The organism is Paraburkholderia sp. 31.1, assembly GCF_014397645.1.
Taxonomy (GTDB): Bacteria; Pseudomonadota; Gammaproteobacteria; order Burkholderiales; family Burkholderiaceae; genus Paraburkholderia; species Paraburkholderia tuberum.
On sequence record NZ_VZQN01000012.1, the window covers coordinates 151,205 to 167,515 of the forward strand.

17 protein-coding genes are annotated in these 16,311 nt (G+C 66.2%); 4 read left to right on the plus strand and 13 right to left on the minus strand.

The genetic code is table 11. The features are described 5' to 3' along the window. Positions 1-344: 344 nt before the first annotated feature. Entirely contained in the window at positions 345-1,412 is a 1,068-nt protein-coding gene (locus tag F6X37_RS11785; protein ID WP_187611413.1) for an aromatic acid exporter family protein, read from the plus strand. A 75-nt stretch (positions 1,413-1,487) separates the two neighbouring features. Continuing rightward, positions 1,488-1,778: a hypothetical protein gene (locus F6X37_RS11790; RefSeq protein ID WP_187611414.1), complete on the plus strand. Its 291-nt coding sequence runs from the start codon at positions 1,488-1,490 to the stop codon at positions 1,776-1,778. Positions 1,779-1,856: 78 nt separating this feature from the next. Here the strand turns inward: F6X37_RS11790 and F6X37_RS11795 are convergent, their stop codons facing one another. The 4 genes from F6X37_RS11795 to F6X37_RS11810 form a co-directional block, all read right to left on the minus strand. Next, entirely contained in the window at positions 1,857-2,237 is a 381-nt protein-coding gene (locus tag F6X37_RS11795; RefSeq protein ID WP_187611435.1) for a cupredoxin family copper-binding protein, read from the minus strand. Positions 2,238-2,273: 36 nt separating this feature from the next. Then, positions 2,274-3,218: a metallophosphoesterase family protein gene (locus F6X37_RS11800; protein WP_090809872.1), complete on the minus strand. Its 945-nt coding sequence runs from the start codon at positions 3,216-3,218 to the stop codon at positions 2,274-2,276. A 172-nt stretch (positions 3,219-3,390) separates the two neighbouring features. Then, a complete protein-coding gene (locus F6X37_RS11805; protein ID WP_187611415.1) occupies positions 3,391-4,350 on the minus strand; it encodes an aldo/keto reductase in 960 nt (319 codons plus the stop codon). Between the two features lie 163 nt (positions 4,351-4,513). Further along, complete coding sequence (locus F6X37_RS11810) at positions 4,514-5,689, minus strand: epoxide hydrolase family protein (RefSeq protein ID WP_187611416.1); 1,176 nt, start codon at positions 5,687-5,689, stop codon at positions 4,514-4,516. 116 nt (positions 5,690-5,805) lie between these two features. On the opposite strand from F6X37_RS11810, the gene surE reads away from it, so the two are divergent. Continuing rightward, a complete protein-coding gene (surE, locus tag F6X37_RS11815; RefSeq protein ID WP_090809866.1) occupies positions 5,806-6,585 on the plus strand; it encodes a 5'/3'-nucleotidase SurE in 780 nt (259 codons plus the stop codon). Positions 6,586-6,616: 31 nt separating this feature from the next. Here surE and F6X37_RS11820 read toward each other — a convergent pair whose 3' ends face one another. The 4 genes from F6X37_RS11820 to F6X37_RS11835 all read right to left on the minus strand — a co-directional run bounded on the left by F6X37_RS11820 (position 6,617) and on the right by F6X37_RS11835 (position 10,113). Beyond that, a complete protein-coding gene (locus F6X37_RS11820; RefSeq protein WP_187611417.1) occupies positions 6,617-7,411 on the minus strand; it encodes a DUF4148 domain-containing protein in 795 nt (264 codons plus the stop codon). A gap of 247 nt (positions 7,412-7,658) precedes the next feature. Then, the gene (locus F6X37_RS11825) at positions 7,659-8,558 is read right to left on the minus strand and encodes a DMT family transporter (RefSeq protein WP_187611418.1); all 900 of its coding nucleotides are present in this window, start codon (positions 8,556-8,558) and stop codon (positions 7,659-7,661) included. A 317-nt stretch (positions 8,559-8,875) separates the two neighbouring features. Beyond that, positions 8,876-9,511 (minus strand): carbonic anhydrase, encoded by a 636-nt coding sequence (locus F6X37_RS11830; RefSeq protein WP_090809864.1) that lies wholly within the window; start codon positions 9,509-9,511, stop codon positions 8,876-8,878. A 326-nt stretch (positions 9,512-9,837) separates the two neighbouring features. After that, positions 9,838-10,113 carry a DUF1488 domain-containing protein gene (locus tag F6X37_RS11835; RefSeq protein WP_008923225.1) on the minus strand — a complete coding sequence of 92 codons (276 nt, stop codon included), beginning with the start codon at positions 10,111-10,113 and terminating at the stop codon, positions 9,838-9,840. On the opposite strand from F6X37_RS11835, the gene F6X37_RS11840 reads away from it, so the two are divergent. Then, entirely contained in the window at positions 10,112-11,812 is a 1,701-nt protein-coding gene (locus tag F6X37_RS11840) for an MDR family MFS transporter (RefSeq protein ID WP_262419864.1), read from the plus strand. The two genes, F6X37_RS11835 and F6X37_RS11840, sit on opposite strands and share 2 nt — an antisense overlap. Before the next feature lie 37 nt (positions 11,813-11,849). Here F6X37_RS11840 and F6X37_RS11845 read toward each other — a convergent pair whose 3' ends face one another. From F6X37_RS11845 to cbiE, 5 genes are all read right to left on the minus strand, one after another. Continuing rightward, positions 11,850-12,047 (minus strand): hypothetical protein, encoded by a 198-nt coding sequence (locus F6X37_RS11845; RefSeq protein WP_262419865.1) that lies wholly within the window; start codon positions 12,045-12,047, stop codon positions 11,850-11,852. 152 nt (positions 12,048-12,199) lie between these two features. Next, complete coding sequence (cobM, locus tag F6X37_RS11850; protein WP_187611420.1) at positions 12,200-12,928, minus strand: precorrin-4 C(11)-methyltransferase; 729 nt, start codon at positions 12,926-12,928, stop codon at positions 12,200-12,202. 20 nt (positions 12,929-12,948) lie between these two features. Beyond that, a complete protein-coding gene (locus tag F6X37_RS11855; RefSeq protein WP_187611421.1) occupies positions 12,949-13,689 on the minus strand; it encodes a cobalt-precorrin-6A reductase in 741 nt (246 codons plus the stop codon). Further along, complete coding sequence (locus tag F6X37_RS11860; protein ID WP_187611422.1) at positions 13,686-14,786, minus strand: cobalt-precorrin-5B (C(1))-methyltransferase; 1,101 nt, start codon at positions 14,784-14,786, stop codon at positions 13,686-13,688. Before F6X37_RS11860 ends, F6X37_RS11855 begins: the two co-directional genes overlap by 4 nt. Next, positions 14,786-16,009 (minus strand): precorrin-6y C5,15-methyltransferase (decarboxylating) subunit CbiE, encoded by a 1,224-nt coding sequence (gene cbiE, locus F6X37_RS11865; protein WP_187611423.1) that lies wholly within the window; start codon positions 16,007-16,009, stop codon positions 14,786-14,788. Before cbiE ends, F6X37_RS11860 begins: the two co-directional genes overlap by 1 nt. Between the last annotated feature and the right edge of the window lie 302 nt (positions 16,010-16,311).

A 16,311-nucleotide genomic window follows, 5' to 3' on the forward strand; every position in this document is an offset into this window, starting at 1 on the left:
CAGAGCCCGACAGCCAGCCGCGCGCCTGCCGTCGGCCGCTACGCCCGATGCGACGCGGATTCTGCGAAACGCGCCAACGCGGTCGCCGTTTCGCACGCAACAACCGGGCCTGGCGACGAACGCGCGCGCGACGCCGAAACCGCCGCTTGAAACCCGCGTTGGACTGCGCGCGCCGCGCGCCTCGAGCCGCATTTCGCGAACCTGCTACCGTGCGAATTCCCGAAGCCGTCCGCGCCGGATGATAAGGTCACGTGCGCGCATGTCGCGAACGCCGCGCCGTGCCGGGCCCAGCGGTGCCCGGCCCAACGGTGCCCGGCCCAACGTCATCGGTCAGCATAAAAATCATGTCGAACAGGTATCAGCACCAGCCACTCACGCCCTTGCGCCGCGCGCTCGCGCGCTTTTCTCTGTCGGAAACCGCCAAGTACACGAAGCTGACGCTCGGCCTGTGGATCGGTTTCGGCATCCCATACCTGCTCGGCTTGCCCGACGCGGCCGTGCCGCTAGCCGGTTCGACGATGCTGACGCTGGCGCTCGGTAGCTCGATTTCGGCGGCTCGAAGCTACTTCTACAAGCGGGTGTTTTCGAACGTGGTGGCGATGCCGATCGGCACGCTGCTGATCTGGCTGACCGCGCCGCACCTGTGGATGGGCGCGGCGCTGCTGCCGGTCGTGATCTTCAGCATCGTCGCGCTGCGGCCGTCGCTGTTCCAGATGACCAGCATCACGGTGCCGATCACGCTCGTGCTCTATACCGGCGAACATCTTCCGCTGCTCGAACAGCGCCTGATTGGCGTGGTACTCGGCATGTTGCTCGGCTTCGTCATCCAGCAGATCGCGTTTCCGCCCGATCACGGCTACTGGGCGAACACGCTCGTCAACGACGGCAACGAACAGGCCACCGATGTCGTCGCGCAACTGGCCGCGGGACAACTCGACAAAGCGCAGATCAAGCCGGCGGCCTCGAAGCTGCGCATGCTGAGCACGAACCTGAAGCAGGCGCACCTGCTGCTGAAGACCGACCTCGAGCAGGCGTGGGTGTCGCCGCATCTGAAGCGCAACGCGGCACGGCTGCCGGTGTTCGCGAGCTATCAGGAGACCTTCGATTCGCTGGTCAATTTTCTTGAAACGATGGACACGTTTCACGATCAGTTCGCCGCGCTCGACGCCGTGTGGCGCGAAATGTTTCTCGCGCGGCTCGCGCGGCTCGTCAACTCGCACCGGCAACTGGCCGGGGCGGCGGACCTGCGCGTCGAGCGTCCGTCGCTCGACGCGCCGCCGCTGCATATGGAGGACCTGCGTCAGCTGACCGAGGACCTGCCCGCGTCGAACGTGTTTACGAGCGTGTACCTCGGGCATCTGACCGGCTATGGGATTCTGCTGTGCCGGTTGAGCGAGCTGCATACCGCGTGACCCAAAACCCCCGTGCTTATGCCATGTGCAAACAGACGGCATTTCAAAATTACCAGAGCTGCAGAGGTTTCTGAGATGACAAAGCGCCAGCGTGCCACCGTGATTTTTTATAACGAGGATGCCTGTGAAATCCAGGTATGTACCGTGTCGCGCGAGGAAGTCGAGGGGGCAATAGATCGGCAGATAGCGCGCGGAATGGCAATGACTGTGCCTCTGGGTTCGGACGATTGCCGCGCGCCGATCACGGACGAAACCTTGCGTCAAATCGGAGGCCAGGCGTCTGTCCATCCCGAATTGCGCGATCGTCTGCAGATTTCGCTGCACCACCCCGTCGACTGGGGGCAGGCCAAGCCGCCTACGGAATAACAGTGCTCACGATCCAGGGTCGCGTTCGGAGCAAAATCCGAACTGCCCTTGCTGAGCAAGGGTTTGGCGGCAATTGGATCATTGCACGGTAATGGTCGCCTTCATGTTCGGATGGATGCCGCAAAAGATCTTGTACACGCCCGGTTTATCGAACTTGAACTGATAGGTGTCGTCCTGATCGAGCGCGGCCGAGCGGAACAGGCCCGCGTCGTTGACCACGGAGTGCGGCTCGCCGTCGAGATTCTTCCATGTGACCGTCGTGCCCGCCTTGATGGTCAGTTCCATCGGCGAGAACATGAAGTTTTTGATGACGATCGCGTTAGGCGTCGACGCGACGGTCTGTTTCTGCACCTGCATCGGCATCGTCGTTTGCGCAAAACCGAGCCCCGACGACACCGCCAGAATCGCGACACTGCCGAGCAGAATCGCGAGCGCGCGGCCCATCATCCTGGTTAGCATCATTGATCTCCTCGAGCGTAAAAGTAGCGCGTGTCGTCAGGCGAGCGTCGTGTCGTCGAGCGTCGCCTTCAGCGGATGACGCGCGATGCTGACGCTCGTCACGCCGAGCATCTTCGGCAGCTGGTCGCTCGCGACCTTCAGCGGCCCAGGGCCATCGCCCTGGCCGGCGGTCGGCTGCGGATAGGCGGTCGAGCGCGCGGTATGGAACGTCACGTTGCCCTCGACCTTCGTCACGATCTGATGAATGTGGCCGTTCAACACCGTCACGGAACCGAAGCGCTTCAGATAGCTCATCGCCTGACCCGCGTCGCCGGTGCCCCAGCCCCACGGCTCGTAGATGGTCCACATCGGCATGTGCGCGAACACCACGACCGGGGTGCTCGACGAGCGGCCTTTCAGATCGTTTTCGAGCCATTCGAGCTGCTCGTCGCCGAGACCGCCGAGGCCGTTCGGCTTGAAATGCATCACGTTGACGAGCCCGACGAAATGCACGCCCTGGTGATCGAAGCTGTAATAGCCGCGGTTATCCGAAGCCTTGCCGAAGCGGCTGAAGTACTCCGTGCCGGGGCCGTCGGTGACGTCATGCTCGCCGGGGACCGTGTGCAGCTCGGTGATCTTCAGTCCCGACATCAGCTGCGCGGCCAGATCGAATTCCGCGGGCTTCGACAGATGCGTGATGTCGCCGGTGTGAATCGCGAGCGGTGGACGCGCCGGCATCGCGTTGACGTAATCGATCGTCTGTTTCAGCGTGCCCGCGACGTCGGGATTCGCCTCCTTGTTGAAGCCGATATGCGTGTCGCTGATCTGCAGGAAAAGCGGCGTGCCAGCCGCTGGCGTCGCGGTGTTCGCGTCGGCCGCGAGCGCGAGTTCGACCGGCGTCAGCACGCCGCCCGACAGCATGAACACGGTGCCGAGGCCACCGAACGCAAGACACTTCAGCGCGCCGCGACGCGCCGGATCGAATGAATGATGTGACGACATGATGACCTCACGATAAGGATTCGCCGAACCGAACCCGGTTCGTGAGGCATGACTGGTGTGTGGCGGGTTTTATTCCCGTGTCGTGCGGCGTTTGTGGGAGGCGGCACCTGTATGCGAATAGCAAGCGGCAAGTAATCGCCGTGATGGATTGCGCACTGGATTGCGCATCGAGTCAGCCGCCGACCGCCGCGATGATCCGCGCGCGCATCGCGTCGTCGGGTAGCGGTCCCGATCCGGCGCGCACGTTGTCCGCCATGTATTGCGGCCGCCCGGTGCCCGGAATCACGACCGTCACCGCCGGCTGCGCGAGCACGAATTTCAACAGAATCTGCGCCCAGCTCGTGCAGCCGATTTCGCCGGCCCATGCGGGCAACGGCATTTTCATCACGCGCGCGAGCAAACCGCCGCCGCCGAACGGTTGATTGATCACGACGCCGATGCCGAGATCGGCCGCGAGCGGCAGGATGCGCTGCTCGGCCGCGCGATCGTCGGCGGCGTAGTTGATCTGCACGAAGTCGGGCTTCTCGCTGCGCATCACCGCCGCGACTTCGTCGAACGCGCTCGATGTGTAATGCGTGATGCCGAGATAGCGAATCCGGCCGCGCGCTTTCCAGTCGCGCAAGGTCGCGAGCTGCGTGCGCCAGTCGAGCAGATTGTGGATCTGCATCAGATCGACATGCGGCTGCTGAAAACGCCGCAGCGATTCCTCCATCTGCGCGATGCCGGCCTCGCGTCCCTCGGTCCAGACCTTGGTGGCGACGAACGCCTTGCGATGCGCGTCGAGCTGCGTGAGCAGCGCGCCCGCGACCGCTTCCGACGAACCGTACATCGGCGAAGAATCGATCACCGAGCCGCCCGCTTCGAACAGGATGCGCAGTACCTCGGCGAGTCGGGCGCGGGCGGCGGCATCGTCGCCGACGTCGAAGGTGCGCCACGTGCCGCAGCCGATCACCGGCAGCGCTTCGCCGGTGGACGGGATCGCGCGGCGGCTCACGCGGGGTAAGGCGGCACCGGATTGCGCGTGCGCCTCCGTTTGCGCGGACGTGACGCGCGACAGCGCAAGCGCTGCCGGCAGCCCGAGCGCCGTGCGCAGAAAGCGGCGGCGGTGATCGTGGTTCGACGAATGTGCCATAGCCTGTATGGTGCCCTCGTGCATGAAAGTTCGACCACCGTCCACGCTGGCCTGGCTGTCGTCGATGAATGCGTGCAGCCTGCGATCGCCGCGAGACGCTCGACGCGAGGGGCGCGGTCGTGCCAGGTGAAACAGAAGCAGCGTGACGCGTCGCGCTGCGCGCCTAGCGCGCTTTCTGCCGCAACGGCCTGAAGAACTTTCGAATCTCGGCCGCGAGCAACGCGGGCTCTTCCATCGCCGCGAAGTGCCCGCCGGCTGGCATTTCGCTCCACTGCGCGACGTTGAAGGTTCGTTCGAGCCAGCTTCGCGGCGGATGATTGATCTCCTTCGGAAACAGCGCGAAGCCGACTGGTGTGTCGATGCGCTCGCCGTCGGAGAAACGCATCGGCTGCAGGCGGTTTTCCCAATACATCTGCATCGCCGGGCCGATGCACTGCGTGAACCAGTACAGCGAGATATTGGTCAGCAGATCGTCTTTCGAGAACACGCTTTCCACCTCGCCGCCGCAATCGCTCCACGCCCGAAACTTCTCGCCGATCCATGCGGCGAGTCCCACCGGCGAATCGTTCAGCGACGCGGCGAGCGTCAGCGGTTTGGTGCCGTGCTGATGCGCGTAACCGCCTTCGAGTGCGGCCCAGTCGTTCTTCTCGCGCAGATAGTCCTGCTCGGCCGGCGTCAGCTCCCGCTGCGCCGCGCCGATCGCGGGCTCATAGGAACTCGGCAGGAAGTTCAGATGGATGCCGTCGACCACCCGCGGGTGATGCGCGGCCAACGCGATCGACACGCCCGCGCCAAGATCGCCGCCCTGCGCGCCGAAGCGCTCGTAGCCGAGTCCGCGCATCAGTAACACCCACAGGTCCGCGACCTGGAACGCGGACATGCCGGCCTGCGCGGGCGCAGGCGAAAACGCGAAGCCCGGCAGGGACGGCGCGACGACGTCGAAGGCGTCGGCGGGATCGGCGCCGAACGCGACCGGATCGCACAACTGATCGAGCAGCGCGTGAAACTCGAAGAAGGAACCGGGCCAGCCGTGCGTGATCACCAGCGGATAAGCCTGAAAGCCGGGCGCGACACTGGCGGCGCGCCGATGCGCGAAGTGCACGGTCTGGCCGTTCACGTCGGCGAGAAATTGCGGCAGCTGGTTCAACCTGCGTTCGGCCGCGCGCCAGTCGAATTGCCCGGCCCAATAGGTCGCGAGTTCGCGCAGCCAGGCCGGGTCGGCGCCCTGCTGCCAGGCGGGCGCGGGCGTCGTGGGCGCCCAGCGGGTGGCGTTGATGCGGCGGCGCAAATCGTCGATATCCTGATCGGCGATCGCAATCTCAAACGGGTCGATCTGCATGGGGGTCGTCCTGGGTCGTTGGCGGCTCACCGTCATCGTACGCGCGTGCGACGAAAGCTCGATAATGGGCGTCCCTTCCCTACGATTCATTGACCGAGCCACAGGAGATTGACGCGATGTCCGCTTACGAATCCAAGCTGCCGCGAGTGCTGCTGACGAACGACGACGGTATCGACGCGCCCGGCCTCGCCGTGCTCGAAGCCGTGGCCGCCGAGCTCGCGCACGAAGTCTGGGTGGTCGCGCCCGAGCACGACCAGAGCGGTACGTCCCATTCCATCAGCCTGCATTCGCCGCTGCGCGTGAGCCGCCAGGGCGAACGCCGTTTCGGCGTGACCGGCACGCCCGGCGATTGCGTCGTGATGGGCGTGCGTCATCTGATGCGCGAGGCGCCGCCGTCGCTGGTGCTGTCCGGCGTCAATCGCGGCGGCAACCTCGGCATCGAAACGATGTTCTCGGGCACGGTCGGCGCGGCGATGACAGGTCTGCTGCTCGGGCTGCCGTCGTTCGCGCTGAGCCAGGCGTTCAGCGATCGCGAGCGCGTGCGCTGGGACACCGCGCGCACGCTCGCACCCGGCGTGATCCGTCAATTGCTCGCGATCGAGCATGCGGCGCCGACCTGCCTGAACATCAACTTCCCCGACGTCGATGCCGCCGACGCCGGTCCGCTGACGCCGACGCGCCAGGGCGTCGGGCTCGTCAGGGACATCGAGGTGCTGCCGGAAGTCGATCCGCGCGGCATCGCGTATCACTGGCTGCGCTTCGATCGTGGCCCGCGCGAGAACGATGCCGACAGCGAAACGGCAACCGTCGCGGCGGGGCGCGTATCGGTCACGCCGCTTGCGTTCGATCGCACCGACGAAGCCACCTTCGCGCGGCTCGCCGCGTCGTTGATCTAACGGTTGCCGGGGACGCGGCGCGAGGCCCGATTCAGTGTGCCCCAGGTCCCGATGGCTCGGGTCTGCCGAACGCGGGCATCGTGCCGTTCTCACGCGCGCGCACGAGTTCGGCCTCTACCTCGGCGCGGGTTTTGGGGCCGTTGCTGGCGACCGCCTGAGTTGCGGACTGGCTGGTCAGCCCCGCGCGCGGCATCGACCATGGCAACTCGACGCCTTGCGTTGCATATTGCGGCAACGGCCGCGCCTCTGGCACGACGCTGGCCGCTTTCTTCCCAGACCGCTCGGCAGTAGAACTTTTCCGGTGGCTGCCGCCCCGCGCATGACTACCTGATGTCGTCGCAACACTCTGCGCTGAGCGAGGTTTCGTCGTGGTACCCGACGCAACGCGGCTATGGTGTGCGTGCCCGGTCTTTGCCGTGGGTGGCGCCTGGGTCCGGTTCGAAGTCACCGCAGGCTGCGGCGGCAAACTCGTCTGCTGCGGCTGCGGGTGCGGCTGCTGCTGTTGCTGCGCCTTGTTCGACTCCCGCGCGAACTGTAGCGCCGCGATGGCCAGAGCATCGCCCGCCTGCGCTCCAATCGACGCGGCCCGCTGAGCCCGCAAGGCGGCCACGTCGTCGCGCAGCGCATGGCGGCGCGTTGCCGGCGCGACCGTCGCCGCGCCGGGCCGGCCTTCGCTCTGCCCCGCCGCCGCCCCCGTCGCGTTGACACCCCGTTCGCCGTCGGCGACGAGACTCACGTCCCGACCGGACGACCAGTCGTTGTCCAGCTGCGACACATAGGCCCCAATCGTCACCGCGCCGAAGACGAGGCCCATCAACACGATCATTCTCGGTTCGCTATACAAGGCACGCTCCCCATTCCAACCGATCGACCGACCCATTAGTCAAAGTGTGGGCGATACGAATGACAGTGTTTTCCTTTTTAGACCCAACAACCGACGAATCGGCGGATCTGGTCGGGGATGTGTCCGAAACCGACGGGTATTCTTCCGTTCAAACGCGCGCTTTAATCGGAGTCCCAAGCGGTTCTTCCGGCGCCGCCTTCGACCCTGTTTTCAGCGACGCAAGCGCAGCTCAGACGAGCGGCCCTTCCTCGGGCTTGCAGCGCATCGCGACGGCGATCGAACTGCCGACGATCAACGCGATACCGAGCATCGATATTGCGCCGATCGTCTCGCCCCACACCAGGTAGCCGAACAGCGCGGCCCACACGATGCTCGTGTAGTTGTACGGCGCGAGCGCGCCGGCATCGGCATCGCGGAATGCCATCGTCATCAGCAACTGGCCCGCCGTCGCAAGCGCGCCGAGCAGCGCCATGATCGCGAGCGCATCGAACGACGGTGTGCGCCATGCGAAGACCAGCGACGCGCCCATGACGGTCGTGCCGACCAGCGTGAAGTACAGCACGGTCGTGCCCGAATCGTCGCTGGCTTTGATGCGCTTGATCTGGATGATCGACAGCGCGCCGCACAACGCACTCGCGATCAGCAGCGCAGGCCCGAGCCAGCTCGCATGCGAGCCGTCAGGGCGCACCACTAGCAGCATGCCGGCGAAACCGACCGCCGCGGCCAGCGCGTCGCGCGGCTTGAGCGTTTCGTGCAACAGCAGCGGCGCCAGCACGATCACGAGCAAGGTCTCCGAATAGACGATCGCGACCGCCTCGCTGAGCGGCATATACGGCAGCCCCGCGAAGAACAGACCCGATGCGCCGAGCAGCGTCAGCGCGCGCAGGGTCTGCCCGCGCACGTCCAGTTGCCGCAAGCGCGTGGCGAGCGGCTTGCCGCGCAGGCACATCGCGACGGCCGGAAACAGACCGAACAGCATGCGGAAGAACGTGACCTCGTTGGCCGGATAGGCGAGCGCAAGCGATTTCGCGAGGGCGTCGACGAGCGCGAAGCAGAACATCGACACCAGGATCAGCGCGACGCTGCGCAACGGTACGACGCTCGGGCGGACGGCGGCGACGGGCGGCATGGACGGTTCGGTGGGCGTGGGTGATGGAAAACAGGATTATGCCCGCGCTCCCTCGCGCCCACTTTGGCAAATCAGGGCGTCGATCAAGGTCGAGTACTTGCACGGCACGGGCGCGGCGAGCATGCATCTGCTGTGGTCGAACCCGCTGCGAAGAGCCCTGGTGTGTTGAAGATCGTGCCGTCGGATTCGCTGGTGACGTCGAGCTGATAGGGATGGTTGTGGCGGGCGGCGCGGTGGGGTTGAAACCGCGCCGCCGCGCCGGCTTTTAGCAAGCCGGGTGTTAATCCTTCAAACTAAAAACCCGTTTTAATGCCACTTCAACTCGCACAAATTTCCCGATTATCCGCAAGCGGCAAGAAGTTACCGGTCTTGCCATCGAGCGCAAGCATTTCACCGCTTTCGATATTGAAGATCCAGCCATGCAGCCGCAGCGTCTTGTTCACGAGTCCGACCGCCACCGACGGATGCGTGCGGATGTTGCTGAGCTGCGCGATCACGTTGTCCTTGACCAGCGCCTCGAGACGCTCCGCATCCGAGCAGTAGTGGCGCGACGCGTTGATCGCCTTCGCCGCATCCGCGTGACGCAGCCAGCTCGCGACCGCCGGCATGTGCTCCAGATTCGTGCAGCTCGAGATCGCCGTCATCGCGCCGCAGTTCGAATGGCCGCAGATCACGATGTCGGTCACGCCGAGCACGGCAATCGCATATTCGACGGTCGCCGACACGCCGCCCGGCTCCGGACCGTACGACGGCACGATGTTGCCCGCGTTGCGGATCACGAACAGCGACCCCGGTTCGGTCTGCGTCAGCAGTTCCGGCACCACGCGGCTGTCCGAACACGTCACGAAGAGCGTGCTGGGATTCTGCGCGGTCGACAAACGCTTGAAGAGCGCGCTTTGCTGTGGAAAGACCTCGCGTTGAAAGCGGATCAGACCTTCGATGATTTCCTGCACGATATTCTCCAGAGAATCGAAGAGGCGGATTTAAAGTTGCCGCGACTATACCGCAGCCTTTCAATCGTCGCGCGAATCACCGTGCTAATCGTCGGACGCTCCTGCGGCGAACTGCCAGCGAGATAATGGAATGCTTGCACGCGCCATAAAAAAAGACCCGGCTGCCGGCAGCCGGCAGCCGGGTCCAACTCTCTCGCTCACACGCGTTAAGCGGTGTGTGCGTCGATACTGTAGCCGCGCCCGCGTGGCGGATATAGTCACCGCGCTGGAAGAGTCCTTTCCACCGCGGCACGAATCGCTTGACCCGATACAAGCAAGCGGGTCGCTCAATCGAAGTCGCGCGTCTCGAGCTCCACGGACCGTCCCCCGTTGCGTTCGAGCACCCGCCGCGTAGCATTTTCAATGCGGGCGCGGTTCGCCTCGAACGCTCCCACCAGATCGTGAGCAGACGGGGCGCCGTTGCCGAGGCTGCCATTGCCGAAATGGTCATTGAGCGCGTCGAGCGACACGCTGCACCATACGTCCTTCCCGTCCACATTGGCCTCGTAGGCGACGCGCGCAGCAGCCACCACTTCCCGGCGTCCGGTGAATTCGATCCTCATGATTGTCCTCCGTGTGTCAAAGGGAAATCCGAATACGCAACGGTCGTGCCCAATCCGGCCGGCTCGCCGGCTGCCCGGGCGCGAGCGCGCATTCTCCGCAAGGTGCATACTCCTGACCGGCCGCCACGCGCGGCCGCGCCGATGCGTCGCAGCAAGGCCTCCTCCGGGCCGTCGACGCATTCAACATATCGATACTACGCCCTTCATGTCCCGCAATACTCAATCTTCACGCCCGCTCGTGATCGCCGCCGTGATGGCCTCGATGGCGATGGTCGCGATCGAAGCGACCATCGTGTCGACCGCGATGCCGCAGATCGTCTCGCAACTCGGCGACCTGCATTTATACAGTTGGGTGTTCTCATCGTTCCTGCTCACGCAGACCGCGATGACCGTGGTGTTCGGCAAGCTCGCCGACCTCTATGGGCGCAAGCCCGTGATCCTCGCGGGCATCGCGATCTTTCTCGTCGGCTCGGTGCTCGCCGGCTTCGCGTGGTCGATGCCGGCGATGATCGTGTTCCGCCTGATCCAGGGGATCGGCGCGGGCGCGATCCAGCCGGTCACGCTGACCGTCGTCGCCGATCTGTACCCGGCGCGCGAACGCGGCAAGGTGCAGGGTTATCTCGCGAGCGTGTGGGCGATTTCGGCGGTCGTGGGTCCGATGGTCGGCGGCTTCATCATTCGCAACCTGTCGTGGGCGTGGATCTTCTGGATGAACGTGCCGATCGGGCTCGCGTCGGCGGCGGGCTTCATCGCGTTCCTGCGCGAATCGGAACGGCACGCGCGGCCGTCCATCGACTTCGCCGGCGCCGCGCTGTTCATGGCCGCGATCGCAGCGCTGATGATGACGCTGACCTACGCCGGCGACGACGCGTTGGCGCGAGCCTCGTTCGCAGGCGGCGTCTTCGTGCTGTGCGTGCTGCTGTTCGTGCGGCAGGAGCGTCGCGCGGCCGAACCGATGATCTCGTTCGCGCTATGGAGCCGCCGCCCGATCGCCGCATGCAACGGCGCGACGGTGCTGGCCGGCATGATCCTGATGGGCGCGACCACGTTCCTGCCGATGTACGTGCAGGGCGTGCTGCATCGTTCGCCCGTGGTGGCCGGCCTCGCGCTGACGATGATGATGGTCGGCTGGCCCACCGGCGCGACGTTCGCGGCGAAGTCGTTTCACCGGCTCGGTTTGCGGCGCATCCTGATCTGCGGCAGCGCGTTCGTGCCGCTCGGCGCGGTGCTGCTGCTCTTGCTGTCGCCGGGCGCGTCGCCGCTCGTCGCCGGGTTCGCGTCGCTGATCATGGGCTTTGGCATGGGGACGTCGAGCGTCAGTTCGCTCGTGCTGATCCAGGAGATCGTCAGGATGGACGAACGCGGCAGCGCGACCGCGTCGAACCTGTTTTCGCGCAATCTCGGCAGCACGCTCGGCGCGACGCTGTTCGGCGCGGTGCTGAACTTCGGGCTCAGTCATTCGCAGGGCGTCGCGACGGTCACGTCGGATCAGTTGAAGGCGCTGCTGCAGAACCGCGCCGCCGATCTCGGCGACAGCGATCTGGTCCGGCTCGTGCTGCACCAGTCGCTGCATCTGACCTTCGTGTCGATGTTCGTGATCGCGCTATTCGTGGTCGCGCTGCTCGCGCTGGTCCCAACGATCCGATTCGGCGACGACCAGCCGGCACCACTCAAGGCCTTGTCGCCGCTCGAGGACTGAGTCGCGCGGCGTCGCGAACCACGTGCGTTCGCGAGCGCTACGGGCCGCCCGCCGGCAGCGTCGCCGCGAAGAAATCACGCACCTGTGCCGCGGTTCGCGCATGAATCGCGGCGCGATCCACACCCTGTCCGTCCTTGCAGATCGGCGCCAGACGCTCCATCGCCTCGGGCTCGCACACATCCATGAACGTATAGTGCGAGGCGCCCGGCACCATCGTGACCGTCGCTTGCGGCATGAAGCCCGCGATGCGGTGCAGAACTTGCGGATTTTCGCGTTTTCGCGATTCGCGTTTTGCCAGCAGACGGGCGGCCAGGCTCGCGCGCTGCGTCACATTATGATCGACAACCCAAGCGGCTTCCTGACGCCGGAACGGCTTTCACGGCGCCGTCAACTGCCCTTCGCATACAGCGTCGAATCGGCGAACCCTTCGGCGGCCAGCACCTGGCCGACCAGAATCAGCGCGGTGCGCTCGATCGCGCTGCCCTGCACCTTCGCGACGATATCGTCGAGCGTGCCAGTGATCTTTTCCTCGTCGGGCCAACTCGCGCGATAGATCACCGCGATCGGACACGCGCCGCCGTAATGCGGCCGCAACTCATCGACGATGCGCGCGAGATGCCGCACGCCGAGGTGAATCGCCAGCGTCGCGCGATGCCGCGCGAGATCGCCCAACTGCTCGCCTTCGGGCATCGACGTTTTGCTCGCGTAGCGCGTGAGGATCAGCGTCTGCGACACGCCGGGCAGCGTCAACTCACAGCCGAGCGCCGCCGCGCATGCGGCCGTCGCGGTCACGCCGGGCACGATTTCGTAAGGAATGGCCAGCTCGCGCAAACGGCGGATCTGCTCGCCGATAGCACCGTACAGCGACGGATCGCCCGAATGCACGCGCGCGACATGCTGGCCCTTCGCGTGCGCCGCCGCGAGCAGCGCGACGATCCGGTCGAGATCGAGCTCCGCGGTGTTGATCACCTGTTGCGCGCTATGACCTTCGAGCACCGCGGCCGGCACCAGCGACCCCGCATACAGGATCACCGGACAACTGCGCACGAGACGCTGCCCTTTGACCGTGATCAGTTCCGGGTCGCCCGGACCCGCGCCGATAAAAAACACTGTCATTCAGTACTCCAATTATTTGCTCACTTACCCGAATCCGCATTCGCCTGCGCGGGCAACGCATCGAGAAGATCGGCTACGCCGGCGAACTCGCGATCGACCTCGGGCAACACCGGCCGTCCCAGCATGATCACCGGCAAGCCGCGGTCGCGCGCGACCTCGAGCTTCGCCTCGGTCGCGGCGCCGCCGCTGTTCTTGCTGACGACGACGTCGAACGCCTGCAGCGCGAACAGCGCGCGTTCGCCGTCGAGCGTGAACGGTCCGCGCGCCGCGAGGACGCGCGAGCGCGCCGTGTCCGGATGCGAATCGAGCACGCGCACGGTCCAGAATTGATGCGGCGCAATCTCGTCGAGATGCGCGAGCGGTTCGCGACCGAGCGTGAAAAGCGGCCGCCTGAACGGCGCGAGCGTGTCGATCAGTTCGTTCCAGTCATCGACCATGCGCCAGTCGTCGCCGGCTTGCGGCTGCCACGCTGGACGCCGCAGCGCCCAGCACGGCACCTTCGCCACGCGGCACGCGTCTACGGCATTCGCGCTGATCCGCGCCGCGTACGGATGCGTCGCGTCGATCACGAGGCCGATCGCTTCGCTCGCGAGGTAACGCGCCAGACCCGCGCTGCCGCCGAAACCGCCGACGCGCACCGCGCACTTCAAGTCGTCGGGGACCTTGCCGAGTCCCGCAAGACTGTACACATGCGCGGGACCGAGTTGGCGCGCGATCTTCAGCGCGTCGCCGGTGCCGCCGAGCAGCAGGATGCGCGTCATCGCGCGACTCCGACGATGTTGCCCTGCCGGTCGATCGCGAAGATTTCGACGCTGACCTGCGGCGGCACGATATCGCGAGCAACGGCCAACGCGTGCTGACAGACGATATCGCCGAGCGGCACCTGCCGCGCGTGAGCAAGCGCGAGCGCCTGCTGGCTCGTGTTGGCCGCGCGCATCGCCGCTTGCAGCACGGCGTCGGCGCCATGCGCGGCAGCCCAGCCGGCGAGTTGTTCGAGATCGATGCTGGAGTTGCGGCTATGCAGATCGAGATGGCCGGCCGCGAGCTTGCTGAGCTTGCCGAAGCCGCCGCAAATACTCAGTCGCTCGACCGGCGCGCGCTTCACATGCTTGAGCACCGCGCCGACAAAATCGCCCATTTCGATCAGCGCGATATCGGGCAGGCCGTAGTGCGCGCGCATCGCGTCCTCGCTCGCGTTGCCGGTGCAGGCGGCCACATGCGTATAGCCGTTCGCGCGCGCGACGTCGATGCCCTGGTGGATCGACGCGATGTATGCCGAGCACGAAAACGGCCGCACGATGCCGGTGGTGCCGAGGATCGACAGTCCACCGACAATCCCGAGTCGCGGGTTCATCGTTTTCAGCGCGAGCGCTTCGCCGCCTTCGACGCCGACCGTCACTTCGAAGCCGCCGCGATACGCATGGCGCGCGGCGAGTTCGTCGAGGTGCTGCGTGATCATCTGGCGCGGGACCGGATTGATCGCCGGTTCGCCGACCGGCAATGTAAGCCCCGCGCGTGTGACCGTGCCGACGCCCGGCCCCGCGCGAAAGATCACACCGCGCTCGGGCACAAGTCGCACGCGCGCGAACACGAGCGCGCCGTGGGTCACGTCGGGATCGTCGCCGGCGTCCTTGATCGTGCCGGCTTCGGCGATCCGCTCGCCGTCCGTCGCGGCAAGGCGGCAGAACGTGAGCCGCATCGGCACATGCTGGCCCTTCGGCAACACGATCTCCGCGACCTCGCTGAACTCGCCCGCCAGCAGTAGACGAGCGGCCGCAAGCGAGGTCGCGGTCGCGCAACTGCCGGTCGTATAGCCGCTGCGCAGCGGCGCCGGCTGCTCGGGAGTCTCGTCGCGCATCACGAATCGGCCGATGGTTTGGCGGGTTTGGTCGCGTCGAGCAGTGTGATCGGCAACGCCTGGCGCCACGTATCGAAGCCGCCGAGCGGTTGCGCGTGAGCGAGCCCGATGCGCGTCAGCGTACCGCCATGCCGCTCGCGCCATGCGGCGAGCACCGCCTCGCCTTGCAGCGTCACCGCGTTCGCGACGAGCCGGCCGCCGTCGCGCAGTTGTGTCCAACAGGTGTCGAGCACGTCAGGCTCGGTCACCCCACCGCCGATGAACACCGCGTGCGGCGCCGGCAGTCCCCGCAACGCGTCAGGCGCGCGGCCGGCCACGAGTTGCAGCCCGGGCACGCCCAAAGCATCGCGATTCTGTTCGATGAAGCGCTGCCGCGCTTCGTTCGCTTCGATCGCGATCGCGCGACACGTGGGATGCGCGCGCATCCATTCGATTCCGATCGAACCGCTGCCCGCGCCGACGTCCCACAGCAACTCGCCGGGCGCGGGCGCGAGGCGCGCGAGCGTGATGACGCGCACGTCGCGCTTGGTCAACTGGCCGTCGTGGATAAAGGCGTCGTCGGGCAAACCGCAGGTCAGCGGCAGACGCGGCGCATGCGCCGACGCGCGGCACTCGAGCCCGATCAGATTGAGCGCGGCCATCTCGCCGGCCGGCCATTGACCCGCGCGGCCATCGACACGCCGTTCGCGTGCACCGCCCAGATGTTCGAGCACGGTCATGGCAGTCGCGCCGAAACCGCGCGCATCGAGCGAGGCCGCCAGTGCCGCGGGCGTGTGCCCGTCCGCGCTCAGCACGAACAGGCGCGCGCCGTCACGCAGATGCGCATTCAGCGCGGCAAGCGGTCGGCCGACCAGCGAGACGGTCGCGACATCCTGCAACGGCCAGCCGAGCCGCGCGGCCGCGAGCGACAACGACGACGGCGCCGGCAGCACGCGCAACTCGCCGGCCGGCAACTGCCGCGCGAGCGTCGCGCCGACGCCGAACAGCATCGGGTCGCCGCTCGCGAGCACGCACACCGCGTGCGGACGCTCGGCGAGCAACGGCGCGAGATCGAACGGACGCGGCCACGCGGCACGGCGCGCGGCGAGCCGCGCGGGCAGCATCGCCAGATGGCGCTCGCCGCCGTACACGACCGACGCGCCCAGCAACGCACGCCGCGCGGGCCGCCCCAAACCGGCGAAGCCGTCGTCGCCAATGCCCACTACGGTCAGCCATGCCGGCATGCATCCATCCTCATCGGTTGCGTCGATTCTTTAGCGATTGCACCGGCTCACGCATGCGGCTTTGCGCAGGCTCGGAGCGCCGGTTGCGAAAGTCCGCATGATACCGCCGCCATGCGGCCCGCGGCTTCGCGGCGGAGCGCCATGCTGCCGGGATCACCGGCATCGCGCGATGGCCGGCATACAGGCGCTGCGGCCACAGCGTAAAGATATAATGGCCGCTTTCATTGCCCACGGTCAGCCCGAAGCGCCTTTCGGCCGCACAGTTCACGCCGGCCCTCGTCGGGCAGCATGCAGCGAGGCCG